This window comes from Flavobacterium sp. (assembly GCF_043756175.1).
Classification (GTDB): domain Bacteria; phylum Bacteroidota; class Bacteroidia; order Flavobacteriales; family Flavobacteriaceae; genus Flavobacterium.
Map to the genome: position 1 here is coordinate 22,642 of NZ_JAYURN010000063.1, position 23,522 is coordinate 46,163.

A 23,522-nucleotide genomic window follows, 5' to 3' on the forward strand; every position below is an offset into this window, starting at 1 on the left:
TTAGTTCACTAATAACTTATGAGATGGTGCGAATTTAGTTAAATTGATACCTTCCACTGCTTTTTTGTATTCTTCAATGGTTGGTGTTCTTCCTAAGATGGTTGACAAGACAACTACTGGCGTGGAAGAAAGTAACGATTCTCCTTTTTTCTCATCCGTATCTTCTACCACACGTCCTTGGAACAAACGAGTTGAAGTTGCCATAACTGTATCTCCTTTTGAGGCTTTTTCTTGGTTCCCCATACAAAGGTTACAACCTGGACGCTCTAAATATAACATGTTTTCGTATTCTGTACGAGCTGCACCTTTTGGAGCGTTATCGTCAAATTCGAAACCAGAATATCTTTGTAACACTTCCCAATCTCCTTCCGCTTTTAATTCATCTACGATGTTATATGTTGGAGGAGCGACAACTAACGGTGCGTTAAATTTAACTTCTCCGTTTTGTGCTTCCACGTTTTTAAGCATTTGTGCTAAGATTTTCATATCACCTTTATGCACCATACAAGAACCGATAAATCCTAAATCCACTTTTTTATCACCTCCGTAGAAAGATAAAGGTCTAATTGTATCGTGCGTATATCTTTTAGAAACATCTTTATTATTTACATCTGGATCAGCAATCATTGGTTCGTTAATCACATCTAAATCAATTTCAACTTCAGCATAATATTTTGCATTAGCATCAGGAGTTAAAGCAGGTTTTTCACTTGATTTAATCTCAGCGATTCTTTTATTTGCTTTATTGATTAATCCTTGAAGAACTTGTGTTTTGTTGTCCATTCCTTTATCAATCATGATTTGGATTCTTCCTTTCGCAATTTCTAAAGATTCCACTAAAGTATCATCTTCTGAAATACAAATTGAAGCTTTGGCTTTCATTTCGGCTGTCCAATCTGTAAACGTGAAAGCTTGATCAGCTGTAAGCGTTCCTAAATGTACTTCAATAATTCTTCCTTGGAAAACATTTTCTCCACCAAATTTATGTAACGTTTGCGCTTGAGTAGCATGAACCACATCACGGAAATCCATATAACTTGCCATTTCTCCTTTGAAAGTCACTTTTACAGATTCAGGAATTGGCATTGAAGCTTCACCTGTTGCAAGCGCTAAAGCAACTGTTCCAGAGTCAGCACCGAATGCAACACCTTTCGACATTCTTGTATGTGAATCACCACCAATAATGATAGCCCATTCGTCAATTACAATATCGTTAAGAACCTTATGAATTACGTCTGTCATGGCATGATATTGCCCTTTTGGATCACGAGCGGTAATTAAACCGAAATCATTCATGAATTTCATTAACTTAGGAATATTTGCCTGTGCTTTTTTATCCCAAACAGAAGCCGTATGACAACCCGATTGGTAAGCACCGTCAACGATTGGCGAAATCACTGTTGCAGCCATAGATTCTAATTCTTGAGCGGTCATTAATCCTGTTGTATCTTGAGAACCAACGATATTAACTTCTACACGAACATCAGAACCGGCGTGTAATGCTTTTTTAGAGATTGTTCCTACCGAATTTCTGTTAAAGATTTTTTCAACAGCTGTTAAACCTTGTCCTTCAATTGAAACTTCTTTTGAAGGTGCATAAACTAGAGGTGCTTCAACTCCTAAAGTCTTAGCTGCAAAAGTTTGAATTTTTTTACCGAAAACAATCGCATAAGAACCACCAGCTTTGATGAATTCCATTTTCTGAGGCGTAAAAGCTTTAGAAATGTCAATTAATTCTTGGTCTCCGTTATATAATTTTTTTGATTTTGTATTAATAGTAAGAACCGTTCCAGTTGCTACAGAATAGGTTTCTTCTAAAACTGGATCACCACTTTCGTTACGAACTACTTCTCCGTTAGCGTCTGTCTTTTTTACCCAGTTTTTCAAATCTAAACCGATTCCACCAGTAACATCTACAGTAGTTAGGAAAATTGGAGAAATTCCGTTTGTTCCTGCAACGATTGGCATAAAGTTTACGAACGGCACATATGGACTTGCTTGTTTTCCTGTCCAAAGCGCTACGTTATTTACACCAGACATACGAGATGAACCTACACCCATCGTACCTCTTTCTGCAATTAACATTACACTTTTATCCGGATGTTGTGCTTGTAAAGCTTTGATTTCATCTTGTGCTTGAGGTGTAATCATACATTTACCGTGCAATTCACGATCTGAACGAGAGTGTGCTTGGTTACCTGGTGACAATAAATCTGTAGAAATATCTCCTTCACCAGCGATAAAAGTAACGACTTTAATTTCTTCAGCTACTTCTGGAAGTTTTGTAAAAAATTCTGCTTGAGCATAACTTTCTAAAGTTTCTCTAGCCACTTCATTATTACTTTCAAATGCAGCTTTTAGACGATCCATATCTGCATCGTAAAGATATACTTGAGTTTTAAGTACTTTAGAAGCTTCTTTGGCAATTGCTACATCATTTCCTAAAGCTAAATCTAGTAACACTTCAATTGAAGGACCACCTTTCATGTGCGATAATAATTCGAAAGCGAATTCAGGAGTAATTTCTTTTACCACTTCTTCACCTAGAATAATTTCCTTTAAAAACTTAGCTTTTTCACCAGCAGCACTTGTTGTACCTGGTAACGTATTGTAAATAAAAAACTGAAGAGAATCAGCTCTATCTGCATTATTTACATCTTTAATTTGAGTTATAATTTCGCTTAATAATTCAGCACAATCAATTGGTTTTGGGTGAAGTCCTTGACCTTTTCTTTCTTCAATTTCTTTAATGTATTCTTTATAAATATTCATTTCCATATCAAGTAATAAGGTTTATTTTTTTTTTCCAAATTTACGGATTAGGTGCGCTATTTAAAAATTTTTAATCAAATATATTTATAGATCCTGAATATTTATGAAAAGAGGAGTTTTGATGTATGATTTTTATCAAATAATTAATATAGAATGCAAATATTAAAGAAACTTAATTCTCATCCCGCAAATTCATGATTGGCTTTTCGTAGAATCGATATAAAATATAGGATAACGAAAAGGTAATTCCTAAATAGACAAATAAAATTAAACTCGTTGGTAATTGAAAGAAAAGTTGATTGAGTAAATATTTAAAAAGCACAACTACAATACTATAATGAATTAAATATACTGCATAAGATGTTTTACTTATAAAAGTAATACGCTTAGAAAATACAGATTCTGAAGTTTTCCAAAAGATAAAATAAGGCAATGTCAAAAAGAAAATCATTGACGAAAGTGTAAAATAGAAAACCAAAAAATACACTGGACAAGATATAATATCGACACCTAAAACATTTAAAATAACAAATTGTAAGACAAATAAATGCGCTGCCAATATTAGAAAATAGACTTTGTACTTATCTAAAAAATGGCTATAAAACTGATGCAACCAAGCTAATAAAACACCATATAGTATTGTGTCGAAACGATAAATCACGACTGATTTCAGGTTTGTGTTCCAGATTTCCATAGTAGAAATATCGTTGTTTTTCATATTAAAATAGCGAAGAATATGAGCCAGAATAATTAACAAAAGAATTGTAGATAGGAAACTCCATTTTTTAGATAATTGATTTCCAAACTTTAATGCAAAAAACAAACTAAAAGGTAACATTAAATATGTCCATTCTTCGACTGACAAACTCCATGATTCTGAAAAAAAACCAATTGAATATGTTTTAAAATTCTGAAAAAAGAAAAAATATTTATACCAATATTGAGAAGGATAACCTAACAAAAAAGCAATTCCTAGATTTACAAAAAGTATCAAATAATAATTGGGTAAAGTACGAAACCAACGTCTTTTTAGGAAAACAAACACACTTCGTAGCGAAAAATCATCAGCAACATATTGTCGCAATAATATGGAACCTATCAGATAACCACTCAACACAAAAAACAACTCTACACCAGCAAAACCTGACAATCCACTTAAAGAAATTACTAAAGGATTCGAACTATCAATTAAATAATACACATGCGAAAACAAAACCAGCAAAATAGCAAGTGCACGAATTACATCTAATCCGAAAATTCGTGTGGTATTTTGTGTTTCTAATGTATTCATTTCTGTTATATTTGTTACCTTAAGTCGAAAGTCTTAAAGTCGAAAGTTATTATAGCTTTCGATTTGACATTATGACATTTGACTTTAAAACTTTAGACTTTTTATGCTTCTAAAATCAAAGATATACAAATATTTGGCATTTACTTTTTTCCTTTCTAGTATCTTGGGAATTGGTACTTTTTATCTATTATCGAACAGACATAAAGCTATTGTAAAAACTATTTTCTTGCAAAAAACAGGATTGGTTGATAGCGAATGGGTTGTTAACAACGACACGAAGGAATACAAAATGCGCTCTCCTACTTTCTTAATTGATGGTATTTATAAATCTATGGAAGGGCCAAAAGCATCAAGATATATTCAACTAAATCAAACCGAAAAACTACTTTGGATTACTGGTTTTAATGTAAAAGCAATTGACGAAAAAACCAACAAACAAATTTCAAACGATTTTGTTTGTCATATGAATGTAGATATAAATGACACGCAGTATTACAGTCATTGGCAATTAGAAGATAGAATTGGAAAGCAATATCCCAGATTAACATCGTTATCAAACGGATTAGAAAATTTCGATTTCCCGAAAGGTTTTGGCGTTCCAATTATGGGAAATGATTTTTTAAATGTGACCACACAATCATTGAACATAAATATTCCATCTATTTTTAAAACCATAAAACATGAAGTCACTGTAAAATATGAAGATTATAACAAAACTCAGAAACCATTGCTAAACAAAACGGTATTTATTGAGTTGCCTTACGACAAAAAAAATCCTTATAAATGTCCGTTAGATCCAGCCAGCAACCAGTGTATTCCTGTGGAAACAAAAAATCATAGTTATGATGATGGCAAAGGAAATATGTTATCCGGACATTGGGTAATCCCAACTGGAATGAAGACTTACAGAAGCTCTATAACGAAACAATTACAAATTAAAGATAGTTTGCGATTGCATTTTTCGGCACCACATGTGCACCCGTTTGCCACCAATATTAGCATTTTTGACAAGACTACAAATAAGACCATTATTTCTTGTAAAGTGACGAATTACAAAAACAAAATTGGCTTGGCAAAAATAGAACCATTTAGCTCCCAAACTGGTCTTTGGCTGTACGGAAATCACGAATATGAATTGGTTTTAACTACAAATAATAACTCCAAAATATACCAAGACATGATGGGAAGTATGTTTTTATTTTTTTATGATGAGGAATTAGACGAGAAAATTTTACATTAGTCTCTATATTCCGAAACATTCAGAACAGCACCGTTTGGATAATTTTCTAATCTATCTATTTCGAAAATTTCTTTACCAATAGTTTCGATACTGACTAATGAATTAGACTCTTTGAGATCTATAAATCGTTGCAAATCGGCAAAATTTTCAATCTTACTTTTACGAATTTGTGTTTGCATATCAGTATCTACAACACCTGGATAAATAGCTACTATTTTTGTTCCGTTTTCGATTGTTTCTTGTTCGACTGCAACTGCTTTGGTCATCATATCTATCGCTGCTTTGGAAGCACAATATAATGACCAGCCATAATAAGGTTTTACAGCCGCACCAGACGATATATTAATTATCTTTTTGGAACAATTCCAATTTTGAGTTTCTTTAAGAAATACAGAAGTTAGCAAAAACGGAGTAATGGTATTAATCTGAATTATACTTTGAATATCTGAAACCGAATTATTCTCTAATCTTCCTATTTTTCCTAAAGTTCCAGCATTGTTTATAAAGACTATTCTTTCGACAGCATCTTTATCGATTGCATTTAATATTTGAGAAAAAGCATTTTCTAAATCTTCAGTTATAATTAAATCTAAAACAATTTGTGTAACTTCTTTATATTCATCCGATGGGTTTAGTGTTCGAGCGATAGATATAATTTGGTAACCGCTATTTTTATAAGCTGAAACTATTCCGCTACCAATTCCTTTGTTTCCGCCTGTAATAATTAAGTGTTTTTTCATTTCTTAATGAAAAATTAAAACAACTTTTTAATAATCATTTCTTCACTAATTCCTTCTGCGTCTGCTTTGTAGTTTTTGATGATTCTATGTCTTAAAATTCCTGTGGAAACAGCTTGAACATCTTCTATATCTGGAGAGAATTTTCCGTTGAGTGCTGCATTGGTTTTTGCTGCTAATATAAGGTTTTGCGAAGCTCTTGGCCCTGCTCCCCAATCTAAATAATTTTTGATAAACTCATTAGACAAAGGATTGTCTGGACGAGTTTTTGAGACTAAAGTCACTGCATATTCTATTACATTATCCGCCACAGGAATCCTTCTAATTAGATGCTGAAAATCGATAATTTCTTGTGCTGTAAATAATGGATTTACTTTTACATCAAAATCGGCAGTGGTGCTTTTTACGACTTGTACTTCTTCAGCAAAGGAAGGGTAATCTAATTTTATGGCAAACATAAAACGGTCTAATTGCGCTTCTGGCAAAGGATAAGTTCCTTCTTGTTCGATCGGGTTTTGCGTTGCTAATACAAAGAAAGGCAAATTCAATTTATGCTGTTCCCCAGCAATAGTAACCGACTTTTCTTGCATGGCTTCTAATAAAGCGGCTTGTGTTTTTGGTGGAGTTCTATTTATCTCGTCGGCAAGGATTATATTAGAGAAAATAGGTCCTTTTAGGAATTTAAAATTTCTATTTTCGTCTAGAATTTCACTTCCTAGTATATCTGATGGCATTAAGTCTGGCGTAAACTGAATACGCTTAAAATCTAAACCTAATGCTTGCGCAATGGTATTGACCATTAAGGTTTTTGCCAATCCTGGAACCCCTACTAACAAAGCATGTCCTCCTGAAAATATACTCAACACGATTTGGTTTACCACTTCGTCTTGACCAACTATTATTTTAGCAATTTCTTGTTTTAGTTCTTTTTGTTTTTGAACTAGATTTTGAATGGCAGCAACATCAGACATGTTTGTTTTGAATTATAAATTATGAATTACGAATGTAAGTAAAATTTATAATTATTCAATATCCACACTTAAGTCATAACCCGTGTTAGAAAATTAAAACAATCATATATAATTACTTCGTGTTTCGTAATGACAGATTTGAACGTCCCGAAACTTATAGGGAGGCGGTAAATGAGATGAAAAGAAAGGAAAATATTTTGCTCCTAAACAACAATCCAACTCCGATTTAAAATATGTATTTAACTCCAAATTGAAATACATTAGTATAGAATTTATCTTGAAAAAAAACATTATACGAGCCTTTCAGATAAGCATATTTTAAAAAATTATATTCTAAGTTACCTTTCAAGTTAATGAAATTTGAAGTGTAACTATCAAAATAATACCCTCCAATAACTGATCCTATAATTTTAGCCTCTTCTTTTCCTATATTTAAATCTATACCGCCTCCGCCATAGAATCTATTTTTGAATAAATAAACTGGCGTACTCATCACTTCATTTTCAATATTTGAGAAAGAAAGTGCTCCTTCAATAAACGGAAGGGTTTTAAACATTTTTTCTCTGTTGCGAGGTGCTTTTAATTTCGTATTGAGATTTGTTCCAAAAACTCCAATTTTATCATAGTAATTTGCTTCAAAATAAGATTCTATTTCTAATAAATTATAAAACTTGTTATAATATGAATTTAATTGCATTTCGTAAACATTTTGATCATACGCGGTTTTGAAATTTACTGGTTTATAATTAGCCTCCAAACTAAACGTTCCTCTTTTTGGACTAATCGTATAGCCTAGTTTTGCGTTATAAAAAAGTTTTGAATTTTCATCATACTCAAGTCCTGCTCCATAATAATATGAAAAATCTTTTTTTAATTTGTTAGGTTTTTTCTTAAACTTATAATGAATTCCATAAACAGTATTGGATTGATTTTCATTAACACCTAATTCATTTATGTTAAACCCAAACAAATCTTTATGAGAGATTGAATAGGAATGCAAGTTCTTTTTCTTGTCAAAGTCGTTATATGAAACTAAATTTTGAAAACTGGTTTTGTCTTTTACAAAAGTTTCTAATGTAGACTTTGTTTCTGCATAATCCCCATACATTTTTTTAAGCTTATCTTTTATAATTTCTTTACTTTCCTCTGTTAAAAAATCTGATGGTTCTTTTAAAATAACTTCTTGAATTTCTTCATCGACATAAACAATTTCTTTATTTAAAAATTCTTTTAATTCTGCTCTTATTTCTTCATCTTTTATATTTTGAGCAATATCCCAAGCTTCTTTAAATTTTCCTAAAGCGTGATAAATCGAAACCATTTTTGCCATGACAGAATAATCCTCAGGATTTTTCTTCATGTATCTTTGATACTCTTCTTCAAGTTCAATATATTGCTTTAATTCATACATCCAAGATAATTTTGTATCGAAACCTATTAGATCGGAATATTCAGACCAATTAATTGCGTTTTGATAATCGCCCTGATTATTAACATAAGCCCAACAAATATCAGACACTAATTGATCATTAAAGAAAGATTGACTTGGATTTATTAATTTTAACTCCTCAAATCCTTTGTCTTTATCATAGAGCAAAAGATGGGAAATATAAGCTTCTTGATTGGAACATATAGGCTCTAACAGATGAATTTTATTTAGCACGTCACCTATTTCTTTATACTCTTTAGTCGAAATAATTATTTGTAAATATTCTTTTAATATTTTTAAATCATCTGGATTCCACTTGTACTGTAACTCAATCCAATGTTTTTGCAAATCATTTGAAGAGTATCCTAGAATTCTAGAAAGCTCGAAAGAATAATTTACATTATGTTGGGAAGGGTGTTTTTTGCAATGTTTGTCTAAAAGTTGCCAAACATCATCTCCTTTTTCTTCCCAAGAAGCATAATAGGCATATTTATTCCATATTTTTGGGTCAATTATACTATCGCTTAACATAATTTCTAGCAATTTTTTCTTTTCATCTTCTAACCTTTTTTTGAATTCATCTTCTGAATACTTTGAGTCAATTCCGGTTATATATTTTCTTTGGTCGTCACAGAACTTAACAAAATCCTGCGTTATTGTTTTATATTCTCCATCGGAAATACCTATATTATCCCTTGTAAAAGTTAGATGATTACTTGCCGTTAAATTGACTAATTTACCTCCAAAAAAATCACTTTGACTGAAGGTTTTTGACTGTTTATCTATTTCGTCTTTATTAGCTCCCGATACAGATTCGAAATAAACAAACCACGTTACTGGTTTGTTTATTTCGAATAAATTAGTCTGTTCCTTAACCGTATAACTATCCTGAGTTTCAAAATGCCCATATCTTGAGGCTCTCCAATCTATTACAATTGGCACAGCATCTTTTGCAGTAAGGAAACGACTATTAGGATAATTTATCTTATAATTGCTCACAAACTTACTAAATGCTCCATAAAGAGATTTTTTCTTCTTTTTCCAACCTAAATTATATTTATTCCTAGATTCATAATCGTATTTATACTTTTCATTATTATTCGCCTTAATTTGATAGACGTCATCTGGATGCACGAAATGATTCCAAATACCCGTGTATAAAAAAGTTGAGTATATATCGTATGCATCGGTTTCATCAAGATAAAAACCACTTGAAATTCTAGGATAATCGAAAAGATTTTTATGATATGGATCAAAATCAAACTCTCTATTCGAACCTAATTTACTATTCCCTATATACAAACTACTCATATATTTTAGGGAATTAAAACTGTTCTTCAAATTTTTTATTCCATATTCATCGATTTGATTTGATGGCGGAACGTAGGTAATAGGATAATCCCCAAATTCACTAACTATCCATTTCTTTTTAACCGCTTTAAAAGCTAAAGCGATCTGCAAAGTATCTTTCCATTCGCTTTTCAATAAAGATATATGATTGTACCCATGAAAGCCTGGCTCATGTCCTTTTTTGATTAAATCTTTAACTAAAAAACTTGTGGTTGTGTACTTTTTTTTACGAACTTTTGCTTTTGCAAAATCCCACTGTTTGAATGTAAATGGTGCTTTTCTAAAATTATTATAATCGAAAGTTAACATTGCTGTATATTTAATATCATATTTTTTGGACAGCTTTGTCATATCTGACCACCAAACTTTATGAACAAAATCATTCATCGATAAATTAAACTCTGATTTTATTGGCTCTTTTTTAATATCATAAAGTGGAGAAGGAAAGTCATCTAGAAATATTGTGTTCGTGTTAGCCACTGGATAAGGAATCCCTTGAAGACCTCTTAATAAACCTAAAAAAAGTAGCCCTCTATCATTTTTTTCAAAAACTACTGTTGTATTATAATAAACAACCTTTCCTTTACCTATTTTATTTTCAAGAACTACTGGGAAATTTTCTGAATCATCTGACCAAAACAACGTTTTAACTTTGTCTGAAAAATTTGTTTTGCTGTAAGCAAAATGTCCGTAATTCTTTTTGAAAAATTTGTTCCCTATACCAGTTAATAGTGCGTCTTTATCATAAAACCCTCTTGAAGTAACGTCAAACTCCATTTTTGCATTGGGAGCCAATCCTATAAAATATCCAAATCTTCTATCTTCAGAAGATGCTGGTAATAATAACGTACCGCCATTTGCAACAAAACTTAGAATTGAATCTATAGATTTAGTATTAATCGATTTAGTGTTTTTTATAATTAATACTTTGGTCGATTTTTCGATATTCATTTCTGCATTCCACCTAGAAGTAGGCTTAAAATTAAAAGGCAACTTAGTATAATCACAAAGTTTTTTATAATGATTAAAATAGTTTATTGACATACTGTCTTTTGAATCCAAAAGATATTCCACTAATGGTTGTTTGCTATAATCAACATCAGCATAAGGTTTTAAAAAAGATTCTTTTTGATTCGATTCTAACCAACGACTTTTTGCTCTATAAAGAGACTCTATACTATTACAACTCGTAAAAGAAATAATAATTATAAGCAAAATAAACTTTGCAATTTTATTAAAACACCATTTCTGTAACATAACTTGAATTAGGCTTATTTATAATTTCAAAAACTTTTAAATATTTAGATTGATATATTTCTCTAACAGGTCTTCCAATAGATTCTAAATAGCTTATCCTATTTAGCAACCATTTTCTTTCTACATCTTTAGAAAATTTTTCATCATATACAAAGACTAAAACACTTGAGGGCATTACTATATTAGGATGCTTATGCAAATATTTATTATTGCCGATATACTTTGCGTAGAGATTATCTTGTTTTAAATATTTTTCATGCATAAATTCTTTATAGGACATAAAAAATCGATTTCCACTACTTAAATCTATAAACTCCTCTTTGTTTACAACCATGTACGATCTATCCAAATAGTTTCTTAATATTTTTTCATTTGCAGAAAGCACCTCTTCATTTAGAACTTCGTAATCTTCTTTTTCAATCGATATTTGTTTTCTTTGTAAAGCACCAAATATTAAAACAGTAACTACAACGACAACTATAACTCTGTATGATTTATAATATTCTTTTTTGAACATAATTTTGAATAAATCAAAAAATATTGAAATTACTATACCTGTTTGAATTGGAATTAATATAGACAACATTCTTAATAATAAATCATTATCGATCCATATGTAATTAATTTGTGTAAGAAGGTAAATTACTAATGTGAAAAGGAAGAATACCATTTTTTTTTTCCATTTTTTAAAAAATAAGATTGCAAACAATATATTTACAAAAAAACCAGAAATAAAAATTATTTGATAATAAAAGAGTAATCTATCAACCGAAATAGACATGTATGGATTATAAAAATACAATTCGACAGCTATTAAGTTTCTTTTAAAGAAAACAGAAATACTCTCTGAAAAACCGTCTAGAAAGTGAGAATACATCAATAACAAAACTATAATAGAAAGCAAGTAGACCCCAATAAGTATTAATCTAGATAAATTAGTTTTAGAGATATAGATAATAGAATTTATTACGAAAAAAAACGGAAGCGCAAAGAATAATATATAAAAGTCTAGTAATCCCAAGGCTAAAAATGCAATTAAAAACCTAACGAATCTTTCCCATTTACTATAAGGTAATGATTCAGGATTCATTGTATAAATCATAATGGGAAAAACCAATGTAAATGCCAAATGCATGGAACTACTTTGATAAAAATTGGTTATATTTACTGGAAGATATGTAAATCCAAGTATATAAAATAACGAAACAAATACAGGTATTATAATTTGTGATTTGGTTATTTTTACAACTATCCAAAAAATAAAAAAGACAACAATCAATAACTGGAACACCGAATATATATAAATCGTTATTTCTGGTGAGGAATTAGTAACATGAGATATATAGTTAATAAATGCATAAATTCCCTCGGATTTGATAGATGTAGTAAACCATTTTTGGTCATCTTTTGCATTTATCATTTCTAAAACTTCGAACCAGGACGGTGAGAACAAATAATGATCATACCTAATAAAATAAAACGATATCAATATAATTAAACCTAGAAGAAAGGCTATTGAATATAAAATATAAATATTTTTTCTGTTTTTAAAATTAAAATACCCAGTGAAGATACTTTTAATAGAAAATTGATTTTTTTCAAGGTTTTTTACTAAATCAATAAGTCTAAATTTAAATCTTTCTTTAAATTTAGAAACAAAATAATATGGATTTGTAACCTTAAGATAATCCCCAAGAACTATAATAGCCATTATAATACTTACTACAATTCCGTCATAGAAACCAGTGTAAATTGTTGCAAAAAGAACCAATATTAGCAAACTAAAATATTCAAAATATTTCCTTATAATGGCATCAAAAATAAATGTAAAATCTCTTTTTAAGAGTACATATTTTTTAATTCCTAAAAAAAGCATTGAAAATAAAAAGAAAATCTTAATTAATCCTAATGTTATATTTAAATATATATTCATACTAATCAGGAATTTTTTGAAGTGTTATTTCATTAATACTAAAAGAATATTTTGTTCTTTTTAAAATTTTTGAAACTTCTCTTTTCAACTTTGTCTTATTAGCATATTCTAATAATAAAACGGGTATCTTGCTATTGTAAAATTGCTGATTTATCACATCTAATCTCTGCTTAATTTCGGCCTCACTTCTTAATTGATATTTTTTCTCATTAAAATCATATCCAGTTACAATTGATTCTATCAATACACAATCTATAAATTCTTCCGTTTTATTAACAATCTCGAGTCCTGCATTTTGAACTAAAAACTTATCAAGATATATACCTCTTATTTCTTTAATAAACTGAATTAAATTATGTTGCTGGTTAAAGGTTGGGCCAAACGAAGTAAAATTATCGATATTGTCTAAAAACAAACCATCATATCCCATAAAGAATATGTTTTTGATTCTCTTTTTTAATACAACAATTGTTTTCTCAGCAGTTAAATCTAAATAATGACTATTCCAATCATTATTTTTACCCGAGGTTGTTTCCTTCAAAAATTTAAAGTCTTTAGCACTTTCGTTTACTTCTCCTAAACTAATATAGGCTACCACTTTTTTATTATATTTTTTTAAAAACTGAATATCTGAATATTTAAAATGTGCTGCTTCTACAATAAGTAAATCATAACCTTTTACCTTAACAATATCAAATTTGCCATAACATACTAAAAATTTAGGCTTCGTTTTTGCAAACAAGCTACCAAATGAAAATAAAAACATCATAATTTTAAAAAGCTGCATAATAGTAATAATCCATTTTCTTAAAAAACCCTCTGAGATGATATGTTGTATAGAGCATGAAAACAAAACTTCCAAAAAGAAATCCAATTACACTCAATTCATACGACATTAATCTACTTAAAAATAAACCTACGGAAACATTACATAAAATTGCTATCAATAATCCGTTAAAAGCTTTTAATGGTTGTCCGAGTGTAAAAAAATACAAGACATTTAAAGCTGCCCAAGATAGAAAAAAATACCCTAATGAGCCTAGAATACAAACCTTTATATTTAAATCATTCAAATCTTCATCAAAAAATGAGTTATAACCATGAGGTGAGTACATCAAAAAAGCTTGTATAGAAAAAGCTAGACAACACGAAAGAGTGAGTAAAAGAACATTTCTAAAATACTTTTTCAGAAATAATCGCCCATAATTTTGGGTTTCAGTTGCCTTAATTTGTGATTGCATATCATCTAGAACCGTAGTAAATGAAGAAATACTAAACTCCATAATTCCAGCTACTAAAAGGTAAGTAAGCAAAGCTATATCTATGCCTATTTCATAATCTTTTTCAAAAAAAATAAAATATAAAAAACGTTCTTTTTCTTGAACTGACCAAGCAAGAATTCGATCTAAAAAAATATAGAAATAAAATAGAGTTCCATAAAAAAAGTAGATATAGTTATTGTAAACAATAAATTCTGAACGAACTTCTTTATGACTAAACTTATTAAAAACTATTTTTCTCTTTATAAAATAACGTAAAAGATATAAGAACAAAATAAGTGTAACTATTGATATTCCCAGCCAATGTGTAATATAAATACTTAAAGAAGTATAATACTTTAATATCAAAGAAACCACTGTTCCAACTATAATTGAAACTGTAATTATTCCTCTTCTTTTTATAACGTGTAAAGGAGCTATAAATAACAAAATCCCACCGATTAACATAGAATAAATAGAGCTTAAAAAAGCCATTTCAATTGCAAACAATCCTAATATAACTGAGAAAATAATAAGAAATAAATTTCCAAGAAAGAGTACTTGAAATCCTTTTTTAAGCAAATAAACGGTCGTTTGAAACACCATTTCATCATTTTTATGATTCCAATAAAAAGAAATTTGCTTACTAACAACCGTAACAACGCCTCCTGTTAAAATCAAACTCGACATTACCCCAACAACAACCGATGTAGATTGAAGAATATTAAAATCCGCATAAACCCATAATGAATAACCAAAAATAACAACCGAAAGAACCTGAAAGAAAATAGGAAAAACATGTATAATTCCTGTTATATAATCTTTTAAGAAATTTTTTACATTCGTAATCTTTTTTACTTTTGGGACTGGATTGTCATCTGTGAGAACGTTTTCATGATTTCTTTTTTCTAAATTTTGATGCACAACTTGAGCTAATTCTTCAATTGTAGGAATTCCATAATCTGACAACACATCTACTTGCCTAATACCAAAAGATTCGATAATTGCCTGAGTAACATTAACACTCACAGACTTACCTATCCTTTCTTTTATTTGAAAAGCTAGTATATCTATTTTATTCTCGTCAATATTGAAATTTTTCATCTTTTTATTTTGTTTGAAAACGAGGTCACGTTTTGTTCAACATAAGATGATTTTATCGACAATTCATCATAAATTTCTTCGTATTGTTTAATAAATTTATCAATAGTAAAAAAATCTTCAACTCTTTTTCTCGAATTTGCAGCCATTTGAAGTCTTAATTCTTCATTTTGAAGTAACTTTATTACAGCCTGACCAATATCATTTGCGTCTTTTGGTTTGCAAAGTATTCCACACTCTTCGTTAAGAGCTTCTGCCACTCCTCCTACATCAGTAGAAACAACTGGAATAGCACAACTCATTGATTCGATAATGGTATATGGGAAACCCTCAGAAATTGAAGTCAAAATGGACATATCTCCTTCGCAAAATACTTTTTCAGGAAATTTATGAGGCCCTAAAAGCAAAAAATTTTCTTTTAAATCTAATTCTTCAATAAGTTTTTCACATTTTAAAGTGTATTCTGGCACGGCATTATTCTCACCATAAATTCTATACTGGATATTAGGAAAAACATCTTTAACAACCTTACAAGATTTTACCATTGTAAGTATATCTTTCAATTCGAATATACGTGCCATGGCAACAACGGTAGGAATACCTTTTAGTTCGGCTGGTTTTTCGCGAGGAATAAATCTCATATGATCAATGCCATTATAAACAACTCGTAACTGTTCATCTCGAGCACCATACATGCGTTCCCACTTAAAATTGAATTTATTTACAGACATAATTATATCTGATTTATTATAAGCTAAACGAGTAGCACATTCAGAAAATCGAATTAAAAAATCCTTTAAAAAATAAGAGCTATCAGACTGACTAATTGCCAACAAGCGCTCACGAATATACACTCCGTGTTCAGTTAACAAAATTGGAGTATTATATAAATGTTTCTGAATTATTGCAGGAATAGCTACAAAGCCTGATAAGGCAAGATGTATAATTGTGGTTCTTGGAAAATCTATTGAAATTGGCATTAAAAAATGATAAATCCATCTCATTGCATAAGTCAAATCTAACAATGTTGCTCTCTGAATTTTATGAAATTCAATGTATTTAAGTACTTCTTCTTTGAATGTTTCCCAAACAAGGGGGTCTTTCATAGAAAGCTTATAATCATTTTTTTGAAAAAAGTACCACATTTCTATAATGACACTTTCAAACTCAGCAACATTAATCGATTCTGAATATATTTGATTTATCAATCGAATAAAAAGAGGAATAAAATCAGTCTCAATAGCATTAGATAAATCCAATTCTTTCTTAACTACAAAATCACAATAAGTATCATTAAATCTAATGATTTCTCTTGGTTCTAACGCATACCACATAGGCACTTGGGTTAACCCAGAAACAGCTTCAGTTAAATTATACTTACTTTCTTTCTCGAATACAGCATTGACAGAGTACAACTCAAAATTATAACCACTTATCTTTTCGCACAAAATGTGTGCCCAAGTAGAAACTCCTCCTCCATGAAAAGGATAGGTTCCTTCTAAAGCCATTAAAATAGATTTTATCATACCCCCTAAATTACTATTTATTGGTTACAAAAGTAAAATTTATAATACTATAAATATCAAAACATTTCGTCATGAAAACTTAATTACTTCAATACCAACTAGAAAAAAGAGTGATTATATTAATAATTTTAATTTATTATTACTAAACTAGAAGTATGAAAACAAATATGGTTAAAAACGCTAAATCAAAATATCTTCTTTAAAAAATTATTTTTTTAGCCAATTGTTTGTGAATACACAATCGCGATATTCGCCATTTATTTTTATGTACGTTTCTTTGATTTTTTCTTCAGACCATTTTGCAATGGCTTTGATTTGTTTTTCTTTTAACGCCAACTCTTTTAGACGTGTGTAATCTTTAGAATAATCAGCAGTGTGTTCGTCATAACGATTTGTTACTGTTATTATTTTATAATATTTTCCTCCTGTACGATCCTCATCGGCGATAGGATTTGAGACTTCGTTGTCTTTTAGGTTTGAAACTTGACTATATAAAGCTGGATCCATTTTTGTAAGTTCGAAACGAGTATCCTGTGTTTTTGGATTGGTTAAAACCCCTCCGTCGTTACGAGTTTCTTTTTCGTCGGACATGGTACGAGCAGCTTCAGCGAAGGTAATTTCTTTTTCTAAAATTCTTTTGCGAATGAGTTCTATTTTTTCTTTTGATGCTTTTAAGGCTTCGTCAGAAACTTTTGGAGAAATAACAATGTGACGCAAATCTACTTCTTGTCCTCTAATTTTTTCTAGGTAAATGATATGATACCCAAAATCAGTTAGGAACGGCTCTGAAATTTCGCCTTCTTTTAAACTAAATGCTACGTCTTTAAATTCTTTTACAAATTGGGTTCTTCTATCCATTTTGTAATATCCTCCATTAGAACTTGATCCTTTATCTTCTGAGTACAATACTGCTTTTCCGAAGAAACTAGAACCTTCTTGCACTTCTTTTTTAATCGCTTTTAGTTGGTCTATTACTTTTTGTTTTGCTTCTTGAGAAACGACTGGCTTTACTACGATTTGAGCTACCTCCATTTCTGCTCCAAAAACGGGTAAATCTGATTTAGTAATTGCTTTAAAAAAGTTACGAACTTCTTCTGGTGTAATAATTACTGCATCTACAACTTTCTTTTGCATTTCAGAAGTTAGTTTGTTCACCTTAATAATATCAAACAATTCTGCTCTAAAATCCTGTTCGTTAGACTTTTTGAAATACTGAATTACTTTTTCCATAGAACCCAATTGTTCTACCATATAGCTTACTTGTTCGTCTAATTTTGAGTTTACTTCTTTGTCTTCTATAACAATACTATCCTGAACGGCATGGTGTGCATATAATTTATCCTCTAAAAGCTTACCTAACAATTGACAACGGGTAATATCTTTAGTATCTACACCTTGTTGCTTAAGCTCTAGTGTAGTTTTGTCTATATCTGAATCTAAAATAACGTATTCTCCTACAACTGCAATTACGCCATCTACTTTTTGCTTTTTTTCTTGAGCGGAAACCCCTAATGAAATAGCAAAAAGTGCTATTATAAAACTTAACTTACTACTTATTATATTCATTTTAAAATTATTTATTGGCATTAATTATTTTTTCATCGAAGCTTTCAATTTTTCGAAAACTTCTTGATTTACATTTACTTTAAATTCTTTTTTTAGATCACTTACCCAATTATCTTCTAGATATTGTTGGTAATCATTTATCACTCTTCCTCTTGTTTCGTCGAGTGTTTTGTTTGTTGCTGGAATTATTTTTGAAACTCTATTTACAAAATAAAATTCACCATCTTTATACACTTCTGAAACTCCTTTTTTGAAAACTACCTTTTTAGGTAAATTTTCGGCACTTTCTTCATATGTTTCTTGCTTAGTCATTACATTTACAACATCTTTTGTATTAAGATTTGTTTTAATAAAATCAGCAGTTTGATCCTTTTTTAATAATTTTTTAGCTTCTTTTACTATATCTTCTCTTGTTGATGAAGCAACTAATACTTCCACTCTGTTTTTCCATTGGTATTTCAATTTATTATCATTATAATAATTTTTTAATCCAGTAGTATCTTGCTTTGCTTTGTCCCAAATTTCCTTTTCCATCAAGTCGAAAAGTAATAATCCGTCACGATATTCTTCGATAACGTTTGCAAAATCTGGAAATTCTTTTTCTAAATTATCGTTATAATAATTTGTCATTTGTGCATCTACAAAGTTTTGATACACATAATCTACTAATTTACCGATAGGTTTTATTTTAAGATTTGCTTTTTGTTGTGTTTCTAAATTTGATAAAAATTCGGCTCCATTTATAGTTTTTTCTTCAACTTTGAATAAGTTTCCGCTATAATCTTTCAAATTAGTTGGAAGTTTCCATTCGCTAGTATAAAACTTATCAGTAACTGATGCTTTTATTTGTGTATATAATTTATCATCACGAACAATGGCATATTTTTTCTGTAATTTGCTTGTAAGAGAATTTGTAATTAATCGAGAACGGTCATCTTTTCTGATTTTTTCATCCAATTCTCTTTCCATTTCGTCGAGTTTTTTTATTGGATGTTTATCTACTAACTTAACAATATGCCAGCCAAATTGGCTTTCGAATGGCTCGGAATATTCATTTGTTTTTGTAAGACCGAATGCTGCATTCTCAAATTCTTCTGAGCTTAATTGTCCCGAAGCAAAACGTGGTAATAATCCGCCTTTTGGCGCTGAATTTTTATCTTCAGAAAACTGATTGGCTAAACTTTCGAAGTTTTCGCCTTGCTTTAGCTTAGTATAAATATCTTGAATTGTTGCTTTAGCTTTTTCGTTTACAGTTATATCCGTTTCTGTTTTAGGTGATTTCAAAATCATAATATGCGAAACTGTAACTTCGCCACGATTGTCACGAGAATCGATAACTTTTACTAAATGATATCCAAATTTTGTTCGAACTGGCATCGATATTTCGCCTTTATTTGTTTTATAAGCTGCCGATTCGAAGGGATAAACCATTCTAAACGCTGAAAAATACCCTAAATCTCCTTTATTTTCTTTTGATGATGGATCTTGTGAAAACTTAACTGCAAGGTCTTCAAAATTTTCTCCTGCTACTGCTTTTTTTCTAATATCGATTGTCTGATTATATGCTTTTAATGTATCACCTGGCATGGCATTTTCATCGACCAATATTAAAATATGTGATGCTCTAATCTCTTTTAACGAACGATTGTAACCTTCTTCTATTAGTGCTTTTGTAACCTTTGTGTCAGATGTGTAATTTTTAGACAACTGGGCTCTGTAGGACTTTAACTCATTAATGTACTTTGTGTTATTTTGCAATCCAAGCTTGTTGGCTTTATTTATTTTGAGCTTATAACCCACGAACAAGTCCATATATTGGCTCAGATCTTTTTGAGATTCGTCTTTTACTAAATCGATATTTTTGTTATAAACACGTGAAAACTCATCGGTATAATATGGTTTGTCATCAATAGTAAACAAAACTTCTTTTTTCTCACTTTGGGCGAAAGCCAAAGAACTTATAGCATATGCAAAACCTAAGATTAATTTATTAATTTTCATTCTTTAAATTTATTTTAAAAAGATACTATTTTTAACGACGAACAAAAATAACAATTCGGTTACATTATACAACTATATCGCTATGTATTAACAAAAATTTATATTTGTAAACTGAGGAAAGATTACTAAAATATTTTCTAAAAAAATCTTGGTGATTTAAATTTTGTGTAATCTTTAAATAATTCATATCTCAAAAACATTTCGTGCGTACCCGAATTATAATTGGCTAGTTTAGTTCTTTCTAAATCGTAAGCATAACCTAAAAACCAAGAGTTTGACATTTGAAATCCTACCATTACACTCAAAGCATTGCTGAATTTATAAGCTGAACCTAGAGTTAGTTTTTCGTTAAACAAGAAATTGGCCGACAAATCGACTTGAAGTGGCGCACCTTTTACAATTTTAGATAATAAAGCTGGTTTTAGTTTGATATTTGATGACAGGTCGAAAACATGTCCTGTGATAAAATAAAAGTGTATTCGTTCATTTGAAACTGCTTTTTTTATATCATCATAATGTTTTGTTTCGAGTAAATTTGGAACAGAAATTCCTATATAATTTTTTTCTGAATGAAAATACAATCCTGCACCAATATTGGGAGAGAATTTGTTATTCTCTTGTAATAGCAACAAAGCATCGGAAGTATCGTATGTTTTTAATTTATTATAATCGATATTAAACTGATTAATAGTTCCGTTGACACCAAATGATAATTTATAATTATCTGATATTTTTAATGCATAAGAAGTAGCTATAGAAATTAAATTTTCGTTAGATGGACCAATTTTATCATTAATAAATGATAATCCAAGGGCCAAATTTGTATTATCTATTGGCGAATGCAAGGAAAAAGCATTGGTAACTGGCGAACCGTCAAGACCAATCCATTGATTTCTATGTATCCCAAAAACACTCAGAACACGTCTGGAGCCTGCATAAGCTGGATTCACATTAATCGTATTGTACATATATTGTGTGAACTGAGAATCCTGTTGCGAGTAAGCAAAAGATTCCAGCAGTATAAAAACCAATGTTAAAAATATTTTCTTTCTATTTTTCGATTTCATTTTTAAGTTTAAGGAATCATAAATTCTAATGGAAATTCCATCAAATATACATTATGGAGTTAAATCTACACTTTTAATCTAAAAAAGCCAAGTGAGTAAAACAATATTTAATAATAATGTATATTTACAAAAATTAAAAATAATGAGTTTCCTTAAAGAAATAGAACGCAGAAGAACCTTTGGTATTATTTCGCATCCCGATGCTGGTAAAACAACACTAACCGAAAAACTTTTACTATTTGGTGGTGCCATACAAGAAGCTGGTGCGGTAAAAAACAATAAAATTAAAAAAGGTGCTACCTCCGATTTTATGGAAATAGAACGTCAGAGAGGGATTTCGGTTTCTACTTCCGTTTTAGCATTTATATATAAGGACAAAAAAATTAATATTCTAGATACACCAGGACATAAGGATTTTGCTGAAGATACTTTTAGAACCTTAACCGCTGTAGATAGTGTTATTGTGGTTATTGACGTTGCTAAAGGTGTCGAAGAGCAAACCGAAAAATTGGTTGCCGTTTGCCGAATGCGAAAAATTCCTATTTTGGTTTTTATAAACAAACTAGATAGAGAAGGAAAAGATGCTTTCGATTTGATGGACGAAGTAGAACAAAAACTAGGATTGACAGTCACTCCTATGAGTTTTCCAATAGGAATGGGTTACGATTTTCAGGGTATCTATAATATCTGGGAAAAGAATATTAATCTTTTTAGTAGCGATAGCCGAAAAAATATTGATGATGTAGTTGCTATATCTGATGTACAAAGTCCTGAATTAGAAAAAATAATTGGTCAAAAACCAGCTGATGAGCTTCGTGATAATTTAGAATTACTTACCGAAGTTTATCCGCCTTTTGACAGACAAGATTACCTTGACGGAAAATTACAGCCTGTATTTTTTGGTTCTGCATTAAATAATTTTGGCGTTCGAGAATTACTAGATTGTTTTGTAGAAATTGCACCATCGCCAAGACCTAAAGAATCTGAAACCAGATTAGTAGATCCTACTGAAGAAAAATTATCTGGATTTGTATTTAAAATACATGCCAATATGGATCCTAAACACAGAGATCGATTGGCATTTGTAAAAATTGTTTCAGGTACTTTCGAGAGAAACAAACCTTATTTACATGTTAGACAAGGTAAAAATTTAAAATTCTCTAGTCCTAATGCTTTTTTTGCTGAGAAAAAAGAAATTGTAGATATTTCTTATCCTGGTGATATTGTAGGTTTACACGATACTGGAAATTTTAAAATTGGAGATACATTAACCGAAGGTGAGCAAATGAGTTTCAAAGGAATTCCAAGCTTTTCGCCAGAACATTTTAGATATATCAATAATGCCGATCCACTTAAAGCAAAACAACTTGACAAAGGAATTGACCAGTTGATGGATGAAGGTGTTGCGCAGTTATTTACTCTTGAAATGAATAATAGAAAAATTATTGGAACTGTTGGAGCACTTCAGTATGAAGTAATTCAATATCGTTTAGAACACGAATATGGTGCAAAATGTACTTACGAGAACTTTCCTGTTCACAAAGCTTGTTGGGTAAAACCTACCGATCCTAAAAGCGAAGAATTTAAAGAATTTAAACGTATTAAACAAAAATTTTTAGCACACGATAAATACAAACAATTGGTCTTTTTGGCCGATAGTGATTTTACAATTCAAATGACCCAAAGCAAGTTCCCAAATGTGAAGTTATTTTTTACTTCGGAATTTGATTAGCTTTTTATGTAAATTTATTTAAAAATAAAAAACCATTCGATAATAGACTGCCCCCAAAAAGTTAGACACTATTTGGGGGTATTTTTATGAAAAGAAAAGTAAAGTATGATTATGCATTTAAACTTGAATGTGTAAAATTAGTTTTAGAAAAGCATTATTCTTGCAACTATGCTTCAATAGAAAAAGGTGTAGAAAGATCAAACCTTCGTAAATGGATTGGATTTTATAAAGAATACGGAGCCATTGGTTTGTTGCCCAGAAAGAATCAAAGTTATTCGTTAGATTTTAAA

15 protein-coding genes are annotated in these 23,522 nt (G+C 30.2%); 3 read left to right on the plus strand and 12 right to left on the minus strand.

The genetic code is table 11. The features are described 5' to 3' along the window. Positions 1-2,772, minus strand: a complete 2,772-nt coding sequence (locus ACH2BP_RS04075; protein ID WP_395057298.1) for a bifunctional aconitate hydratase 2/2-methylisocitrate dehydratase — start codon at positions 2,770-2,772, stop codon at positions 1-3. 172 nt (positions 2,773-2,944) lie between these two features. Continuing rightward, entirely contained in the window at positions 2,945-4,063 is a 1,119-nt protein-coding gene (locus tag ACH2BP_RS04080; RefSeq protein ID WP_395057273.1) for an acyltransferase family protein, read from the minus strand. A gap of 103 nt (positions 4,064-4,166) precedes the next feature. Between ACH2BP_RS04080 and ACH2BP_RS04085 the strand changes: the two genes are divergently transcribed. Beyond that, positions 4,167-5,303, plus strand: a complete 1,137-nt coding sequence (locus tag ACH2BP_RS04085) for a hypothetical protein (RefSeq protein ID WP_395057275.1) — start codon at positions 4,167-4,169, stop codon at positions 5,301-5,303. Here the strand turns inward: ACH2BP_RS04085 and ACH2BP_RS04090 are convergent. The 10 genes from ACH2BP_RS04090 to ACH2BP_RS04135 form a co-directional block, all read right to left on the minus strand. Then, the gene (locus ACH2BP_RS04090) at positions 5,300-6,043 is read right to left on the minus strand and encodes an SDR family NAD(P)-dependent oxidoreductase (RefSeq protein ID WP_395057277.1); all 744 of its coding nucleotides are present in this window, start codon (positions 6,041-6,043) and stop codon (positions 5,300-5,302) included. The two genes, ACH2BP_RS04085 and ACH2BP_RS04090, sit on opposite strands and share 4 nt — an antisense overlap. Positions 6,044-6,057: 14 nt before the next feature. After that, entirely contained in the window at positions 6,058-7,011 is a 954-nt protein-coding gene (locus ACH2BP_RS04095; RefSeq protein ID WP_395057279.1) for an AAA family ATPase, read from the minus strand. A 226-nt stretch (positions 7,012-7,237) separates the two neighbouring features. Continuing rightward, a complete protein-coding gene (locus ACH2BP_RS04100) occupies positions 7,238-11,005 on the minus strand; it encodes a DUF2194 domain-containing protein (protein ID WP_395057281.1) in 3,768 nt (1,255 codons plus the stop codon). A 19-nt stretch (positions 11,006-11,024) separates the two neighbouring features. Then, positions 11,025-12,980 carry a hypothetical protein gene (locus tag ACH2BP_RS04105; protein WP_395057283.1) on the minus strand — a complete coding sequence of 652 codons (1,956 nt, stop codon included), beginning with the start codon at positions 12,978-12,980 and terminating at the stop codon, positions 11,025-11,027. A gap of 1 nt (position 12,981) precedes the next feature. Beyond that, the gene (locus ACH2BP_RS04110; RefSeq protein ID WP_395057285.1) at positions 12,982-13,749 is read right to left on the minus strand and encodes an endo alpha-1,4 polygalactosaminidase; all 768 of its coding nucleotides are present in this window, start codon (positions 13,747-13,749) and stop codon (positions 12,982-12,984) included. Between the two features lie 4 nt (positions 13,750-13,753). Beyond that, entirely contained in the window at positions 13,754-15,343 is a 1,590-nt protein-coding gene (locus tag ACH2BP_RS04115) for a hypothetical protein (protein ID WP_395057287.1), read from the minus strand. Then, complete coding sequence (pelF, locus tag ACH2BP_RS04120; RefSeq protein ID WP_395057289.1) at positions 15,340-16,848, minus strand: GT4 family glycosyltransferase PelF; 1,509 nt, start codon at positions 16,846-16,848, stop codon at positions 15,340-15,342. Before pelF ends, ACH2BP_RS04115 begins: the two co-directional genes overlap by 4 nt. Positions 16,849-17,073: 225 nt before the next feature. Further along, positions 17,074-18,432, minus strand: coding sequence for a peptidylprolyl isomerase (locus ACH2BP_RS04125; protein ID WP_395057291.1), 1,359 nt, complete (start codon positions 18,430-18,432; stop codon positions 17,074-17,076). A 24-nt stretch (positions 18,433-18,456) separates the two neighbouring features. Then, positions 18,457-20,433: a peptidylprolyl isomerase gene (locus tag ACH2BP_RS04130; RefSeq protein WP_395057293.1), complete on the minus strand. Its 1,977-nt coding sequence runs from the start codon at positions 20,431-20,433 to the stop codon at positions 18,457-18,459. A gap of 137 nt (positions 20,434-20,570) precedes the next feature. Then, positions 20,571-21,500 (minus strand): type IX secretion system membrane protein PorP/SprF, encoded by a 930-nt coding sequence (locus ACH2BP_RS04135; RefSeq protein ID WP_395057294.1) that lies wholly within the window; start codon positions 21,498-21,500, stop codon positions 20,571-20,573. Positions 21,501-21,642: 142 nt separating this feature from the next. Between ACH2BP_RS04135 and ACH2BP_RS04140 the strand changes: the two genes are divergently transcribed. Together ACH2BP_RS04140 and ACH2BP_RS04145 are read left to right on the plus strand one after the other, a co-directional pair. Next, the gene (locus ACH2BP_RS04140; RefSeq protein WP_395057295.1) at positions 21,643-23,232 is read left to right on the plus strand and encodes a peptide chain release factor 3; all 1,590 of its coding nucleotides are present in this window, start codon (positions 21,643-21,645) and stop codon (positions 23,230-23,232) included. Between the two features lie 86 nt (positions 23,233-23,318). Next, a partial coding sequence (locus tag ACH2BP_RS04145) for a transposase (RefSeq protein WP_395057296.1) occupies positions 23,319-23,522 on the plus strand: 204 nt, incomplete at its 3' end.